General features: G+C 37.0%; 12 protein-coding genes and 2 pseudogenes. 2 read left to right on the forward strand and 12 right to left on the reverse strand.

The genetic code is table 11. The features are described 5' to 3' along the window. Positions 1-138 precede the first annotated feature (138 nt). On the forward strand, positions 139-972 hold the full coding sequence (locus ACZ42F_RS05825; protein WP_464280079.1) for a hypothetical protein: 834 nt from the start codon (positions 139-141) through the stop codon (positions 970-972). On the opposite strand, the gene ACZ42F_RS05830 is transcribed toward ACZ42F_RS05825, so the two are convergent. The 11 genes and pseudogenes from ACZ42F_RS05830 to ACZ42F_RS05880 form a co-directional block, all read right to left on the reverse strand. Continuing rightward, entirely contained in the window at positions 969-2555 is a 1587-nt protein-coding gene (locus ACZ42F_RS05830) for a UbiA family prenyltransferase (RefSeq protein WP_464280080.1), read from the reverse strand. The two genes, ACZ42F_RS05825 and ACZ42F_RS05830, sit on opposite strands and share 4 nt — an antisense overlap. A gap of 568 nt (positions 2556-3123) precedes the next feature. Then, positions 3124-4695, reverse strand: coding sequence for a hypothetical protein (locus ACZ42F_RS05835; RefSeq protein WP_464280081.1), 1572 nt, complete (start codon positions 4693-4695; stop codon positions 3124-3126). A 36-nt stretch (positions 4696-4731) separates the two neighbouring features. Further along, positions 4732-4977 (reverse strand): hypothetical protein, encoded by a 246-nt coding sequence (locus ACZ42F_RS05840; protein WP_464280082.1) that lies wholly within the window; start codon positions 4975-4977, stop codon positions 4732-4734. A gap of 1208 nt (positions 4978-6185) precedes the next feature. Next, positions 6186-6722, reverse strand: a complete 537-nt coding sequence (locus tag ACZ42F_RS05845) for a Fe-S-containing hydro-lyase (protein WP_029967977.1) — start codon at positions 6720-6722, stop codon at positions 6186-6188. Continuing rightward, a complete protein-coding gene (locus ACZ42F_RS05850) occupies positions 6723-7559 on the reverse strand; it encodes a fumarate hydratase (protein WP_464280083.1) in 837 nt (278 codons plus the stop codon). It abuts the gene before it with no gap. A gap of 9 nt (positions 7560-7568) precedes the next feature. Beyond that, positions 7569-8318: a fumarate reductase iron-sulfur subunit gene (locus tag ACZ42F_RS05855; RefSeq protein ID WP_464280084.1), complete on the reverse strand. Its 750-nt coding sequence runs from the start codon at positions 8316-8318 to the stop codon at positions 7569-7571. Positions 8319-8336: 18 nt separating this feature from the next. After that, a pseudogene (locus ACZ42F_RS05860) lies at positions 8337-10188 on the reverse strand (fumarate reductase flavoprotein subunit). Between the two features lie 15 nt (positions 10189-10203). Continuing rightward, positions 10204-10848, reverse strand: coding sequence for a succinate dehydrogenase/fumarate reductase transmembrane subunit (locus ACZ42F_RS05865; RefSeq protein ID WP_464280085.1), 645 nt, complete (start codon positions 10846-10848; stop codon positions 10204-10206). A gap of 12 nt (positions 10849-10860) precedes the next feature. After that, positions 10861-11624 (reverse strand): annotated as a pseudogene (gene xth, locus ACZ42F_RS05870) (exodeoxyribonuclease III). 21 nt (positions 11625-11645) lie between these two features. After that, positions 11646-12308, reverse strand: a complete 663-nt coding sequence (locus ACZ42F_RS05875; RefSeq protein WP_464280086.1) for a metallophosphoesterase — start codon at positions 12306-12308, stop codon at positions 11646-11648. 15 nt (positions 12309-12323) lie between these two features. Continuing rightward, complete coding sequence (locus ACZ42F_RS05880) at positions 12324-14579, reverse strand: cysteine synthase (protein ID WP_464280087.1); 2256 nt, start codon at positions 14577-14579, stop codon at positions 12324-12326. Between the two features lie 24 nt (positions 14580-14603). On the opposite strand from ACZ42F_RS05880, the gene ACZ42F_RS05885 reads away from it, so the two are divergent. Next, complete coding sequence (locus ACZ42F_RS05885) at positions 14604-15476, forward strand: DMT family transporter (RefSeq protein WP_029967991.1); 873 nt, start codon at positions 14604-14606, stop codon at positions 15474-15476. Here the strand turns inward: ACZ42F_RS05885 and ACZ42F_RS05890 are convergent. Continuing rightward, positions 15445-16674, reverse strand: a complete 1230-nt coding sequence (locus ACZ42F_RS05890) for a mechanosensitive ion channel family protein (protein WP_464280088.1) — start codon at positions 16672-16674, stop codon at positions 15445-15447. The two genes, ACZ42F_RS05885 and ACZ42F_RS05890, sit on opposite strands and share 32 nt — an antisense overlap. Between the last annotated feature and the right edge of the window lie 35 nt (positions 16675-16709).

Here is a 16709-nt window from a genome sequence, read left to right on the forward strand (position 1 = left end):
AAAAGTACAGTTTTAGTTGAAAACTTCCTAACCATAAAGTTAAAAAAGTCTTGACATATTTCAAAATTATTAGCTATATTTCAACATAAAAATAATTGTTAATCTCTGTTATCCATAGTAAAAATTGGAGGTTTAACTATGCAAAAATTTAATAAAGTTATGACTACATCTATATATGGGTTTGGATGTTTAATTTTAATTTTATTTTTGATTATTTCTTGTGCAGAAACTACTAATACCTATATGAAATTACCTTCTACTTTGTCTGCATATTCTTTCTCTGGGTATACTCCACAATCTTATTCACCCCCAGCATCAATACCACTTACAATCTCAGTAGTAGAACCTACATACAAAGAAAAACTTGCAAAAGATTACTATAAAGTTATAAAGAGTTTCAATAATAGCATTGGAATAAGCTTAGAGCAGATTATTATAGCAAAAGGAATGACCTCAAAAGGGCCATATTCTAGCCTGGATGACATACCATATCCAGATAAAAAAGACTCAAATTTAACCTTAACTGAAACTATTTATATTTATCCTATTGAAAAAGAAAACAGAGAGAAAAATGATTATTTTTATGATGATGGTTATGGCAATCCTATAAGATGTGAAGTTAAAACAGGCAAACTATTTGTAGAAATGTGGATTTCTCTTGAGATAAGAGAGCCTTTATCTGGTGAAAAAATGTGGATAAAAAAAATTGATTTAGGGATTTTAGAGAGAGAATATCAAGTTGGAATAAAAAAATATTGGTACTCCTATCCTCAAACGGATCCTTGGGCACCACCACAGGGAGAATGGAGGTATGGAGATATCATGTTTAATACTAAACCAGACATGTTAGCTGATATTTTAGGGGAAGTTTATCCAAAAATTCTTAATGCAGTTTGGTCATATTTAAATACTGACGAATTGTTAGAAATAAATAAAAAAGCTAAAGAAATTAGAGAACTAAAGAGATATTAGTTTATATTTAAAGAGTAAATATTAAATATCCATGCTATAAAAATAAATATTGTAACCAAAAGTGATACATATATTAATTTTTCTATATTTTTTATATTTTTTGTTCTATAAATATGAAAAGTTGAAATAATCAAAAATATAGACAACAAAATTAATAATAAGATAGAATTAATTTCAAGAATTTGCCCAATAAAAAAGAGACAAATTGTATAAGTAGTGATAAAAATTATACTTAAAATTTTGGGAAATTTTATATAACCACATATATTCATAACATTATTAAAAATATCTCCGTCTATATCTTTAAAGTCTTTTATATTTGAAATTGAAAAATAAGCAATAAAAATGTAAATTATAATATTTTTATTTATTATATTATAAATATCATAGTAAGACTTAATTAATGAACCTCCAGCCAAAAAAACACTAACCCCAATTGTTGCCAACAAAAGGTGACCAAATGGGTAAAATTTTCTAATTCTTAGAGGTGGAGCTGAATATACATAGGAGGCAGAAGCTATAAAAAACCAATAAAATATAAAGCTTTGATCCGTAGCTATAGCAAAAACTAATGAAAGCAGCAAAAAAATTTGCTTTAAGGACTCAGCAGTTTCTAATAACACTCTATTTGAGACGATCGGCCTGCTCGCATTTGAAAGTTTATCGATATCTATATCATATATATCATTCAAAATTTTGGCATATAAAAACAACATAATGATCGATATTGATGCAGATAAAAATTTCAACAAATCTTCAAAATTAAAAATCAGCAAGTGAATATTATTTTCCTTTGATATGAACAAAAATCCCATTCCTAACAAAAGTAAGTAAAATATCAACCTGCTTGGGTATAGAAAGGACAATATTGACGATAAATTTTCATAATTTTCTCTTTTTAAGGCATACAAAATTAAAAAAATAAGAACAATAAAAACAAATAAATACATATAAAAAAACTTCTGAGCTAAAGTTATCCCTGTTAATGAGAATCCTGATAATTTATAAAAATTTAACCCAAAGGTTTTAAAAATAGCAGGTAAGTATCCATATAAAAAAATTGTTGAGTATATTACAAGAGTTAAAACAATACTTAAAAACAATTTTTTTTCGAAGACAAGCAATGACAAATAAAAAGCTCCTAAAATCACTAATAAAATTTCAAGCCTGACCCCTCTACTTACCATATCTAATTCTACATATGGATTAAAGCAATTTAAATAGTTATATAAAAAAGTATTTATTTCAAAACTATAAAAAATATTTCCTCCTTGAAAATCATAATAAAAATAATCGAAAAGAGGAGGAATTATGGTAACTGGAGAAAAAATAACTGTAAGCCTAATAGATTCTATAATTTTAATCCCAAGAAAAAATGATAATATCACTGCAATTGTAAAATAAACACATAACCATGATAAATATATATGGGCATAACTTACTAAATTTAAATATAAATTTTTATAAAAAAACAAGCTATGATTCTTTTCTAACATAAATTCTAAATAAGTCCTAATTGTAATAACAGAAATCAAAGAATAAAATATTTTTTTTAATGTAAAATTTGAATTTGCAATATTCAAAGCTATAGATTCTTTAACACGTAAAATATTTTTTTCATTCCATACCCCTAATCAAAATTTAAACTTTAAAAAACCTTACTATTTATTTTTATACTTCTATTTTTTACATTTATCAATTATTATACTATCTAACAATCTAATCTATTTAAACCAATTCAAACAAAAATAACCATTAGATTTAATTAAAAAAATAATAACTATTTATCTTTAAAATATCAAATTATAAAAACTTTATATTATAAAAACATCATTAGTAAAAAAATATTATATAAATCATACAATTAAATTGTAAACTTAAATATATCTCTCAACAAACAAAAACTTTAAATATATTGTCTAATTCATTGTTCCTGGTAATATCAAATATCCACCGTAATGTTATCAAGTCTAAAAATAAAAAAGTCAATAACCATATGAAATAATTGTGAATATACTTAAATCTAGAAAAGTAAAAAATGTTTTTATAAAAGAGGTTTATTAAGTTCATATCAAATCCTAAAAGAATACTTTATTCAAAAGAAACTACCCATATCTATAAATAATTACAAATTTACTGGTTTGTGGAGACTTACTTCCTGCTTTTTAATCCGAAGAAACTCCAGGTAATCTTTTGGATACTCTTCTCACAGTGTGGGTCTTTTTCTTCGTTTTCTGAGGGCCATATTTCATTAAATGTAGCTGCAAAGGAGTTATCACAAATGGTGCGAGACCTCTTCCCTTTGGTCCTGCTGGCCAGAAGCTGCAACACCACGGCCTCAAAGCTGACTTCTTGGGAGGTTGCAGTCAATTTAATATTCCCACTTCCATCGCACTGTTGCATCTTTCCATTTATCTTTAGACCTTCTGGGATTCCAAGCATAGTAAAAAGGATCATATCTGGATAGGGAGCTCCACTGGGAGCTTTTTGAAGAAGCATTCTACTTTCTGAGGGAGGAGTATAAGTCTTTTGTCCCTGGTCAATATACTCTTCAATAATCTCCGGACAGTCTGGGGCATGCCCATAATCATAGACCTTTTCCAGAAAAGAGTATTGGATTTTAACCTCCTGAAACTGGTAAAAATCTTGCCATTCATTGGATTCGTCCACGAGATATCTTAATTTACCCTGAATAATCATACCACTAGACCCCACTTCCTCCACCGTGGGAGTACCAGTTTCGTCTACAACTCGGGGAAGTTCCCATTGATTTTCAATGTGAATGAGAAAAGAAACATTCCCCTTTTTGATTTCCAGATTCTTCTCATGCACAGATCCTGGGTCTGGCTCTTCCAATGGTCCGAAAAAGGTATCACTTGCTTCGTCATCGCCGTATTGCGCATGGATTAACAAAGGTTTACATTCTTTGTGTAAAAGAACCTGGTGCATCTCATAACGGCCTTCCTCATCTGCCTGAGTTTCCCACTTTTCATTATCCAGAAGGGAACGAACAGTAACCAGAGCTCCCTTGGCGGGTTTTTTTCCATTTGGGGTCACCACTGTTATTTTTCCGCGCAAGGTGCCATAGAAGCCTTGATTATATTGCCTTCCCTTGGGCAAGTTGTACTTTTCAGCAAGTTCACGGTAGCTTTTATGTCCCTTATCACAACCATTGGGAGGCGTCTTGCACATGGAATCCTTAAAAAACTCTTCCATCAAATCAGTGGCATCCTTTTCCGCATCTCCAAAGTTCCACCAGCGAGCCTCTTGGCATACCTGGTTTATCCAATCAAGCCCCCAATCTGTTTGCACTGCTGGCTCTCCCCTGGAGAAATAGGTAAAAGAACTGCGTGGCTCACAGTCTGTATCAAAATCTCGGTCTGGAATGACCAGATTACCTTGCTCATCAAGTGAGCCAAACCTTCCTTCCCGTCTCTTATATACGCTTTTCCCTGTAGGATTCCCCTCCACATCTCTGAGGCTAAAGTTAATCATGCACTTTGCTGCAGCCTTGACCCCTTGGGTAGCAAACCTGGTTTCCCTGGCCTTGAGGTAAATTTTTCGTCCGTAATTTTTCAACCGCTCTATTACTGTTTCCCAATTTGCAGCCTTGGGGGACCTGGGGTCTCTTATACGCATAAATTTCAACACAGCTCCGTTAACTGTAGTCTCTCCTGAACCTTGAGCCAAACGCAAAAGAGAAGAAAAGCGTGCTCCCCACATCTTATAGTCCTGATTTTCCGGATACTGCTGTACAAGCTATTTTATCTCTTCTAAAATGCCTTCAACTTCATCCCTGTCTCTGGCCTTGGCCTCCATCCACTGTAAATAAGGCTCCAATTCAGGAGGATCTCCTTTGGGTTGATTGTAATTTTTCTCAATCCGGGAATGGAGCCTCTCATAAGCCTGGCTCCATTCCTCAGGGCTTGAAGATTCAGCCATCCGAAGATTAAATAAAACAAGAAAAAATAATGAAATTAGGCTAAAATAAATCTGCTTTTTCATGGTGGTCCTCCATCCCATTTATAGAGATGGTTCATTGAATCAGGCCTTGAAAAGTTATAGGAGGCCAATTCAATCCTGAACACCTTCCCCTCAATCTTAACCTCTTCCCCCTTTGTTCATTGACAAAATCAGCAACACCCCAATCAACAGTCTCACAGCTATAGATGTAATGTTGCGGCATTCTGCTTACAAAGGGATGATCTTTCCAACCTTTCGCATCTGTTTCTGCCCAAAGAGTGGAGGAGGTTAAGAAAAGTAAAGTAGTAAAAATAAAAGACCAATCTTAATTAGCCTACCCATCTTTTACCTCCTAAAAAAGATATAGTACACATATAAAAATATATATTCAAAATAACTTTACATATCATACTCAAATACAAATACTTTTGTAGTTCACTCTAAAAGCACATTCAATTCTTTTAAAATAAGCTATATTCTTTTAAAATTAAATTTATATTGATAAACACCAAAAAAACAGAAAATTTTTAAACCCCAAAATGAGTTAAAATTTTTCTTGTTTTTATTTTTAATTTACCAATAATATCAAATAGATATTAAATATTTTTTTAAGCATTTTAACTTTATCACATCTTTTTAAGCCTGTAAATATCCCTGACTACAATTTGCAGGAAAATCTAAAGGCTATTTAGTTATATACTGTTAGCACACATTTAATGCTTTTGAATGTACGAACACCTGAACCTTAAGCACCTTAAATATTACCAGAAATAAAAAAAGACAATAAACATACAAAAATAACCAGCAATAAAAAATTAAAAAACATAATTTTTATTGGAAATAAAATGCAAGAAGTCTTAGATATATGCAACACTAATATATCTACTTAATGCTAATAGCAAAGAAACATTAAACGCTTTGGGTGTGAATTAAAAGTGAAAATACTACTGATACGGATTGACAATAATAATTAAGAGTCCCTGTCCAAAGAAATAAATTTAAAGAAAAGATAATACTTCTCAGTTCTGGCAATTACTACAGGATAATATTTAAAACTATTAACCCTTATTATCTCAGAAAAAAATAAAGTTAATAATCAATTTTAATCTAGTTCAATTCTGACAAGTTAAATTAAAAAAACTAAAAATGTTTTTCTTTATCTTCTTTTCCTCCTGTTTTTTTATTGTTATTATTGTTTTTTCTATTTTAAAATATTAACTATTATTTAAAAACATACTTTTACTATTTTTCTAATCAAAGGTCACATAAAGTTCTCCCCCATAGGCATCATTGACCACCAAAAGGGGAAAGTCCTCTACCTGTAAGGCTCTGATGGCTTCTGGACCCAGATCTTCATAGGCAATTATTTTAGCACGCTTAATACACTTGGAAAGAAGGGCTCCAGCTCCACCTGTGGCCCCAAAATAAACTGCTTTATATTTTTGCAAAGCTTCTTTTACTTCTGGGCTTCTTTTACCTTTACCTATGGTTGCTTTTACTCCCAGCTTGTGCAAGGTAGGGGCATAACTGTCCATTCTATAACTAGTGGTAGGCCCTGCAGAGCCAATCACTTTTCCAGGAGGAGCAGGTGAAGGCCCTACATAATAAATAACCGCACCCTCTACTGGAAAGGGTAACTCCTCTCCCTTAGCCAAAGCTTCCAGCAAGCGTTTGTGGGCAGCATCTCTGGCTGTATAGATTATACCTGAAAGTAAGACCTTATCCCCTACTTTTAGTTGCAAAATATCCTCTTCAGTCAAAGGTGTCTGTAATCTATATTCACTCATTTAAAGGATAACCTCCTTATGCCTAGCCGAATGACACTGAATATTTACTGCCAGAGGCAAAGAAGCAATATGACAGGGATGGACTTCTATTTTTACTCCCAGACAGGTTGTTTTCCCTCCCAGTCCCATGGGACCTATGCCCAGATTATTAATTTCAGCTAAAAGTTCCTTTTCCTTGGCAGCTATCTCAGGGTCAGGATGAAACTTATCTAGAGGTCTAAGCAAAGCCTTTTTGGCCAAAATTGGGGCCAGATCAAAACTTCCCCCAATGCCAATGCCCACAATAATGGGCGGACAGGGATTGGGCCCAGCTTCTTTTACTCTTTTCAGAACAAAGTTTTTTATCCCTGCAAATCCTTGAGCAGGAGCCAGCATGGTGCACCTGGACATATTTTCACTCCCGCCCCCTTTGGCCATAAAACTTATCTTCAACTTATCTCCAGGAACCAGGTCCAGGTGAATTATAGCTGGCGTATTATCTTTGGTATTCTGCCTGGAAAAGGGATCACACACGGATTTGCGCAAATAACCTTTTTCATACCCTTGTCTAACTCCAGCCTGAATAGCTTCTTTTAAACTGCCCTCTACCTTTACCTCTTCTCCCAATTCTACAAAAAATATGGCCAAACCAGTATCCTGACAGAGAGGAAGACCACTTTCTTCTGCCAGTTTATAATTGGCAATGAGCTGGCTTAAAATTTCTTTCCCAGACTCGCTTTCTTCCCTTTCCAGAGCAGTATGTAAAGCCTCTTTTACATCCTCAGGCAAAAACAAATTGGCTTCTACTACCAACTTAGCTACAGCTTCACTAATTTCTGAAGCCCTTATTACTCGCATTCCTTTCTCCTATTTTTCTTTGCGCCAGAAAAGATAATTTTTTACTGCTCCCAGCCCCATTTTGCGTCGTAAATAGCCCAACTGGTCTTGCAAAGGAATATTTTTGGGACACACATCTTCGCAGGCCAAAAGCCCCATACAACCAAAAATCCCCTGATCTGTTCCAATAATTTCAAAATATTCCTTTTCTGTACGCTTATCCCTGGGGTCCAAGATAAAACGAGCCACTCTATTTAGGGCTACAGCACCTAAAAAGTCCGAACGCATTTGGGCTGTGGCACAGGCAGCAATACAACAACCACACTCTATACATCTATCTAATTCATAAATCTTTTCGGCCAAACTGTTGTCCATTCTCTCTTCTTCTGCTGTAGGGTCAAATTCTTTATCCTGATGCACCCAGGCCTTTACCCGTTCATTCATACTTCTAAACCAGCTACCTGTATCTACAGAAAGGTCTCCCACCAGTTTAAATCCAGGTAAAGGCAAAAGATTTATCTGGTCTGGAAGGTCTTTGGTTTTGGTCTTACAGGCTAAAGAGGGCTTACCATTTATAACCATAGCACAGGCCCCACAAATAGCAGCCCGGCAACAAAAATCAAATTGCAAAGAAGGATCTTGCTCTTCTCTTATTTTATTTAAAGCAATAAATAAGTTCAAATTAGGAGTTTCTTCTAGGTAAAAAGTCTGCATGTGTGGTTTAGAATCCTCATCCTGGGGATTATAACGAAAAATATTAAATTGCAGCATTCTAGGCATTTTTAGACCTCTTTTCTGTTATTTTTCCTCTTCAAAGGGAAGAGGTTTGTCTTTGGGATAATCAAAGGGAACAATTTTGGCCCCACCATAGCCACGCTCTCCTGGAGGTAAAATGACCTCTTTAGTTGCAGGCTCGTATTTTAAGGTAGGCAAACTCTTGCCCTCTTCAAAATAGGCAAGTGTCCTTACCCACCAATCTCGGTCATTGCGGTAGGGATAGTCTTCTCTGGCATGACTACCTCTACTTTCCTTTCTTTCCAGGGCCCCGTAAGCAACACACAGAGCCAATTTAACCATACCTTCAATTTTCAAGGCCAGGGTAAGCTCTGGATTGGCTCCTTTGCCACTGGACTTTAAGCCCACATTCTTAGCCCTTTCCAAAATTTCCTGCAGCTTATCCACAGCTGTTTGCAGGTCTTTACCATTTCTAAAAATACCCACATAGTCCATAAGGACATCTTGCATGGCTTCTCGCACTTTATACACATTTTCCTTGCCACCAGAAATGAGCCTGGCAATGCGTTCTTCCTGTTTTTTTACTTCCTTTTCCACAACAGAAGTCTTAAAATTGACCTCCCTTTCCTGTAAAAATTCCACTATCCTCTTGCCCACAATCATTCCAGCTACCACTGTTTCAGCCAGAGAATTTCCCCCCAAACGATTAAAGCCATGCATATCCCAGCAAGCAGCCTCTCCTGCGGAAAATAAACCCTTTAAACCATAAGCTTCTCCATACTTATTGGTGCGAATACCTCCCATGCTATAGTGCTGGGTAGGACGCACAGGAATAAGCTCATGCACAGGATTTATTCCCAAAAAATTCATACAAATATCATAAACTTCTCTTAATTTGGTCTTAATATGGGCTTCTCCTAAGTGTCTAATATCCAGCCACAAATGCTCCCCATAGGGACTTTTTACGCCCAAACCTTTACGCATGTGCTCTACCATGCGTCTAGAGACCACATCTCTAGAAGCCAATTCTGCCTTTGCTGGCTCGTAAATATGCATAAACCTTTCTTCATTTACATCCAGCAAAGTTCCCCCATCACCTCTACAACCTTCTGTCACTAAAATATCTCCAGGAACAATGCCAGTGGGGTGAAACTGGACTGCTTCCATATTGCCTAAAGGCACTAAACCTGTATTTAAGGCAATTATCTGGCCTCCACCTTCGTTAATAACTGCATTGGTTGAAGCCCTATAGATTCTACCAAAACCACCTGTGGCAATTAAGGTCGCTTTAGCCAGATACACTCTAAGCTTACCTGTACGCAAACAGCGAACCACTGCACCCAGGCAATTTTCACCGTCGTGAATAAGGGAAATGGCCTCTGCCCTATCGTGTACTTCTACTCCCTTGCTCACTGCCACACTGTCCATGGTATAAAGCATGGCATGCCCGGTACCATCTGAACAATAACAGGCCCTCCACTTGGCTGTCCCGCCAAAATCCCTGGCTGTAATCAAGCCTTCTTTTTCTTTTTCTCTTCTTTTCTAACTTTTGTCCGCCTTTGTAATAAAAGGATTTTCCTGCCACCACTCTATTCCAGGGAACTCCCCAATAGGCCAGTTGTCGAATGGCAATGGGCGCTGTTTCAGCAAAAAGTTTGGCCACTTCCTGATCGCAGCCCCAGTCAGAGCCTTTGACAGTATCTTCAAAGTGAATATCCGGGTTGTCCCCTTCACCTTTAATACAATTACCTAAAGCAGCCTGCATTCCCCCTTGAGCTGCAGAGGAATGAGACCTTCTGGCCGGCACCAGACTAAGACAGATAGCCTTAAAACCAGCTTCTGCTGCCTCTACAGCTACTCTTTCTCCTGCCAGCCCTGCTCCTATACACAACAAATCTGTATAAATTGTCTCCACCATAACTTCCCCTTTTTATAAGAAGTAAAAACGAAATAAACTAATAAGGTCCAATAAAATTAAACCACCAATAAGCCCCCAAATCACCTTTTTTACCTGAAAACGATTACTTCTGGTAACAAAACCCCACTTGGCTCCTACCCGATACAGGCCTATTCCCAGGTGCAAAGCCACTGAGAATAAAAACAGTAGATTAAAATACAACCACAGCCCACTCTGAACCAGCTCTTTAGATTTTAAGGCAGTTATGGGCAAATCATTTAAAATCACCCAGACATGAATACTCCCTAAAAGCAATAACAACATTCCTGTAATGACCTGAACCAACCAGAGCCAGGTATCACTGTGCTTTAACATTAAAGCCTGTCTCCAGACTATTTTTTGCTCTTTGGTGGTAAAGGGAATTTTTCGCGCAGCTAAAATAAAATGCACCAGAAAAATCAAACCCACAATAGGCCCGCCTATTTGAGCTAAATTGGTGCTTTCCAAAAAACCCGCTACCTGGTCAAAAAATTTTGCTCCAAAAACAATCCCAAAGACAAAAAGGGTATGTCCCAGCATAAACAGACTTAGCAAAATTCCGCTTAAAGCCTGACTCAAATCCAGGTAAGCAGAACCTTTACCAACTCTGCCCACCATAACCTTGCTTGCACTGTTCATAATGCCTCCTACTTAAATTTCTACTTCCAAACCAATGGGACAGTGATCAGAGCCATAGACCTGAGCTTCAATCCAGGCCCTTTTGACCCTGTCTTTAAGACCAGCAGAGACAAAAAAATAGTCAATTCGCCATCCCGCATTTCTTTCTCTGGCCTTAAAGCGATAGTCCCACCAGGTATAGTGCCCACCTTCTTGCACAAACATTCTAAAGGTATCCACAAAACCAGCAGCTATAAATTTATCCAGCCACTTCCTCTCTTCTGGCAAAAAACCAGAACGGGTTTCATTTTGTTTAGGGTTTTTCAAATCAATCTCCCTGTGAGCAGTATTAAAATCTCCACAAATAATCAACTCCTTCTCTTTTTTAAGCTCCTGACAATATTCCAAAAAATGCTCATAATACCCCAGTTTAAACTTAAGCCTTTCTTCATTCATCTGCCCATTGGGAAAATAAACATTTAAAAGATAAAACTCTGGATAGACCAAAGTAATCATTCTGCCTTCATCTGCATATAAACCACTGGGAAACCCCAGGTAAAAATCCTCTGGCTCTTGTCGACAAAAACAAGCCACCCCTGAATACCCCTTTTCTTTTTGGAATAATTCCAGATAGAAGTATAACCTGGAGGATTTTTATCCCGGGGAGCAAGCTGCTCCGGATGTACCTTGGTCTCTTGTAAACATATAACATCTGCCTGGGTAGAAAAAAACCAATCCCAAAAACCTTTTTTAAGTATGGCCCTAAAGCCATTTACATTCCAGGAATAAAAAATCATCTTTTTTATACTACCCTCCAACTAAAAAGAAGTTTCCACTTCCAACCGACCATCTTGAAAAATAATCTTCACATAACCACCTGTAGCCAGAGTCCCGGGATTAATCACCAGAGTACCACCCACTTCATCCACACTTCTGGCCTCGTGAATATGCCCGGTAAGACAAATATCTGGTGCTACTTCTTGAATAAAATCTAAAACCGCCTTACTTCCCACATGCGCTCCAGAAAATAAGGTATCACACCTGGTCCCATAAGGAGGAGTATGGGAAACAAAAAGCAAGGGACTTTTATCCTGAACTTTACTTTTTAACTCACCTAACCAGGTAGCCAGGGTCTGTTCACTTACTTCTGAAGGAGTGCCAAAAGGGGTGGGCGTAGAATATCCCATTCCAGCCACATATAAACCAGGCTCCACATAGACCACTTTCCTGTGCAGGTTAACCCCTGCCTCTTCCAGGGCCTCTTCTACTTCTTTGCTATCCATATTGCCTATCTGAGCGAAAACCACAGGCACCTGCTTTTTTAATTGCTGCAAAAACTCAAGAACTTCTGCTTTATTGCCTCTATTGGTTAAATCCCCGGAAATAATTACCCCTTGGGCTTTATTTAAATCTGGCAAATTTAAGACTTTGGAAAAGCTATTATGGACATCTCCCAGACCAAGCCAGAAAATCTCTTCCATTTCTCCCTCCTGGCCTTAAAGTTTTTTTACCATTTGCTGATTCTTTTCCAGATCTATTACCAAATAACCCAGTTGTTTTAATTTCTCTCTAAGTTCATCAGCTAAAGAATAGTTTTTAGCTTCTTTGGCTCTTTTTCTCTGCTCCAAAAGCTCTTGCACAGCCTGGGGCAAAGTGCTTTCTTCACTTTTTAGTCCCAGAATATCCCTTAAAAAAGAAAATACATTTAACAAATTTTCCTTATCTTTTGAACTCAAATCCCTGGTCTGTATTCTTTTATTTACCAATTTTAAAAAGGAAAATATTTCTGGCCACAAACGAAAAAGCTGAAACCCATTGCTCAAATATAAGTTAACCTGTTCTTTTAGCCTGGAACAATAACCTTCTATTTTTAAAGAACTTTCTTCGCCTTGAGTGGTAATTTTCTTTAATTTCAAATAAGTATCTGAAAACTTGCGCCAGTTTTTCTGCCACATTTTTAAATTTTCTTCCTTTATTTCCAGGACCTTGGACCAGGAAGTAGCTGAAAACAGGCTCCGCAAAACAAAAAAATCTTCTTCCCTTAACCTTAAGAGTTCACTTTTGACCCCACAAATGTGCACCCATCCCAAAGGTACACCCTTGGCTGTATTTTGCCATAAACTGTGTAAATTATCTATGTGTGGCAGGATATGCTCACATCCACAAAATACCAAAAAGGGATTTTTAGAACGAGCCAGTACAATGCTTGCCTGCTGTAGATACCAAGAAGGCCTGACATTACCCCAACTGGTCTTTAAAACTTCTCCTTCTTTCAAATCTTGCAAGCTGGCCCTTTTGAGCAAGGTAAAATCCTTGGGATTGTCTTTGAGATAGTAAACTCCCAAACCTCTTTGTTCCAATCTTAACTTGGTGTTTTTTAACACCAGTTTCCCATATTCTGGCTCTCTTTGCACATCAAAGTAAACAGAGCGCAATTTTTCATAAGCCTTGCCTTTGGAGAGTGAAAGGGAGCAAAGCTTAACTCCTTCCTCTAACACCTCAGAAGCAAACAGAAATTGTACTTCTTGTAGCTTAAATCTGGATGCTATTTTTTCCAGCTTTTCTTTAGCCCTTTCCTTTAATTTCTCTCTTTTAAGGCCAAGGCTTCGGCATAAGTTTAAAGTCCTGTCTTCAAAATCAGCAATACCCACCAGGATATTGGCCTCTATATTTAAACTCCTGAGGTATCGAGCCAGGATATCCAAACCCACCATTCTCCGCCAAAAACCAAGCTCTTCAAGCTGATCCAGACTGGGCCCAAAGGTAAAAAGATCTAAATTTTTCTTTTCAATTTTTACAGGAGAGGTAAGGCCCTTTAAACTAAAGCTAAAGGCAGGCTCTTCCAAAAACAAAGGTGTACTTAGATAGCGCTCTCCTCCATCAGGGAAAACAACCACCAAAACACCCTGCTCTATCCTTTTAGCTATTTTTAAGGCCCCAGCCAGAGCTGCTCCAGAACTCATGCCCACAAGCAAACCTTCTTCTCTGGCCAAACGACGACAGAGCTCAAAGGCTTCCTCATCTTCCACCCTTAAAATCTCATCCAAAAGGGTGGGGTCATAAATACCAGGTGGATAGGATTCCTGCATATTCTTAAGTCCCTGAATCTTATGCCCGGGACGGGGCTCTATGCCCACACAAAATACTTTGGAATTGAATTTTTTCAAACGCTTGGTAGTGCCCATGGCTGTACCAGAAGTACCCAGGGCTGCTACAAAGTGGGTAATTTTTCCTTCTGTTTGCTCCCAGATTTCCCTGCCTGTAGTTTCATAATGGGCTTTAATGCTGGCAGGATTGTTAAATTGATCCATCAGCACATACTTTTCTGGCTCTTCTCTAGCCAGACGATAGGCTTCTTCAATGGCCCCATCTGTGCCCAGGTGGGCTGGAGTTAAAATGAGTTTGGCTCCATAAGCCTTTAAAATCTTTTTTCTTTCTTGAGAAGCAGATTCAGGCATAAGCAAAGTAAGCTTATACCCCTTTTGTGCACACACCAGGGCCAATCCAATACCAGTATTACCACTGGTAGCTTCTATAACAATCTTATCCTGGCTTAGCTCTCCTCTTTGCTCTGCCTCTTCAATCATGGCCAGGGCCACTCTATCTTTTATGGAGCCACCAGGATTAAAACATTCCATTTTGGCATAAATTTTTACTTGGGAATTGGGAGAAAATCTTTTTAACTCTATCAAAGGAGTATTACCTATGAGCTGTAATAAATTTTGTGGTTGCTTTGTTTTAGTAGTTTTCATAGAATAGCCTTTAAAGGAGTTTTTATGGTCAATCAAAAAAAAGCCTACTTTTTTGGTTTACTCACTGTCTTTATCTGGTCCACAGTAGCTTCAGCTTTTAAACTTAGCCTGCGTTATCTAACACCTCTGCAATTACTCTTTTACGCCAGCTTAACTTCTACTATTATACTCTTTTTAGTGCTTCTGATTCAAAAAAAACTCTCTTCTCCCCCTGCAAAAGAGTTGTTAAAATCAGCCCTTCTTGGTTTTATCAATCCTTTTTTTTACTATTTAGTACTCTTTAAGGCCTATGACCTTTTGCCTGCCCAAGAAGCTCAGCCTCTAAATTATACCTGGGGAATTACCCTGACTCTACTGTCCATCCCCCTCTTAAAACAAAAAATTTCTCTCCATCAACTCCTGGCCATTATTATCAGCTACTTAGGAGTACTGGTTATCTCCACGCACGGCAATCTACTATCCCTTAAGTTCACCAATGGCTGGGGAGTTTTCTTAGCCCTTTTTAGCACCCTTCTCTGGTCTATTTACTGGATAATGAATACTCAGGATACCCTTCATCCTGTGCTGAGGCTTTTTTATAACTTCTGCTTTGGCTCCCTTTATATATTTCTTACCCTTGTTTTTACTTCTACTCCTTTTAGCTCAGCTTTTCCAGGATTTTTAGGTGCCCTTTATGTGGGCACCTTTGAGATGGGTATAACCTTTGTTTTCTGGTTAACAGCTCTAAAATACTCTAGAACCACTGCTCAGGTAAGCAATCTCATTTACCTTTCTCCCTTTTTATCCCTTGTCTTTATTCACTTTTTGGTAGGAGAAGAAATTTTACCTTCTACCCTAATAGGACTTATTCTAATTTTAAGTGGTCTTATTTACCAGAATCGGGCCACTCAAAAATAGCCTGAGCCACTTCATCTCGCCTGTCCACCAGGGCATTACGCTGGTAAGCCTTAAGGCCAAAAAAGGGCAAAGCAGCCAAAAGATGATCAAAAATATCTGCCTGCAGGGCTTCGTATTCAGCCCATCGAATTTCATCCACAAAACAATATATTTCCAGGGGAATGCCCTTGTCTGCCTGAGGCTGAAGATGCCTTACCAAAAGAGTTAAATTTTTAACTACCCTGGGATGTTTTAATAAATAGTTATAAACATAGGCCCGATAAGTGCCCAGGTTGGTGAGATATCTTCCATTTAAAACAATTTGATCCTTTCTATCTTTATTGGCTTTGGCCAAAGCTTCTTCTTTCTGTCTTAAATACTCTTCCAACAATTTTATTTTTTTTAACTTTTCCACCTCTTGCGCAGATAAGAAACGCACACTGGACTGATCAATGGGAATGTATCTTTTTATCCTTCTAGCTCCTGCTTCATACATTCCTCGCCAGTTTTTAAAGGAATTATCCAAAAACTTATAAGTGGGTACAGTTACTATAGTTTTATCAAAATTTTGAATTTTTACCACGTGTAAAGATATATCTATAACATCCCCATCCACTCCAAAGGAAGGCATTTCTATCCAGTCTCCAATCTTCAACAAATTATAAGTATTTATCTGAACACTTGCTACAAAGGAGAGTATAGTATCTTTGAAAATTATCATAATAACAGCAGTTAAAGCACCAATTCCACTTACCAGCCCCCAGGGAGAACGGTCCAAAATATAGGCTCCCACAAATATTGCACCAACTATATAAATAAATATTTTTAGAAGTTGAATATATCCCTTTATAGGTCTATTTTTAGATATAGGTAGTGTATTATAAAAATCATTGCAAAAATTCAAAAATTTAGAAATTAGTAAGATTAACATTATTTCTACATAAACTATACTTACCTTCTTCCCATAAAACTCAAACCTGGGAATTAAATTGAAAAAATAATAGGCAATCATTCCCGGAACAATGGCCACAATATTTTCTACTAACTTGTTTTTTACAATTAAATCATCTATCTTATTTTTGGTCTTGGCAAAAAACAGATGTAGCCACTTTAAAATGACTTTTTTGGGAATAAAATAAGAAAGATATAATACTACCAAGAAAGCTATTAACTTGGCCCAGGGTAAAAAAAGACTTAAATCAAAAGAATTACTTGACATTTTTCCTCCTCTTCAGTTTAAGCTTGGCTTAAAAC

It is taken from the genome of Desulfonauticus autotrophicus (assembly GCF_055381725.1).

Excerpts from the sequence above, each read along its gene's own strand:
- ACZ42F_RS05850 (WP_464280083.1), bottom strand. The coding sequence starts at position 7,559 with ATGCGAGTAATAAGGGCTTCAGAAATTAGTGAAGCTGTAGCTAAGTTG.
- ACZ42F_RS05885 (WP_029967991.1), top strand. The coding sequence starts at position 14,604 with ATGGTCAATCAAAAAAAAGCCTACTTTTTTGGTTTACTCACTGTCTTT.
- ACZ42F_RS05840 (WP_464280082.1), bottom strand. The coding sequence starts at position 4,977 with ATGAAAAAGCAGATTTATTTTAGCCTAATTTCATTATTTTTTCTTGTT.
- ACZ42F_RS05855 (WP_464280084.1), bottom strand. The coding sequence starts at position 8,318 with ATGCCTAGAATGCTGCAATTTAATATTTTTCGTTATAATCCCCAGGAT.
- ACZ42F_RS05890 (WP_464280088.1), bottom strand. The coding sequence starts at position 16,674 with ATGTCAAGTAATTCTTTTGATTTAAGTCTTTTTTTACCCTGGGCCAAG.
- ACZ42F_RS05880 (WP_464280087.1), bottom strand. The coding sequence starts at position 14,579 with ATGAAAACTACTAAAACAAAGCAACCACAAAATTTATTACAGCTCATA.
- ACZ42F_RS05845 (WP_029967977.1), bottom strand. The coding sequence starts at position 6,722 with ATGAGTGAATATAGATTACAGACACCTTTGACTGAAGAGGATATTTTG.
- ACZ42F_RS05835 (WP_464280081.1), bottom strand. The coding sequence starts at position 4,695 with ATGTGGGGAGCACGCTTTTCTTCTCTTTTGCGTTTGGCTCAAGGTTCA.
- ACZ42F_RS05865 (WP_464280085.1), bottom strand. The coding sequence starts at position 10,848 with ATGAACAGTGCAAGCAAGGTTATGGTGGGCAGAGTTGGTAAAGGTTCT.
- ACZ42F_RS05825 (WP_464280079.1), top strand. The coding sequence starts at position 139 with ATGCAAAAATTTAATAAAGTTATGACTACATCTATATATGGGTTTGGA.
- ACZ42F_RS05875 (WP_464280086.1), bottom strand. The coding sequence starts at position 12,308 with ATGGAAGAGATTTTCTGGCTTGGTCTGGGAGATGTCCATAATAGCTTT.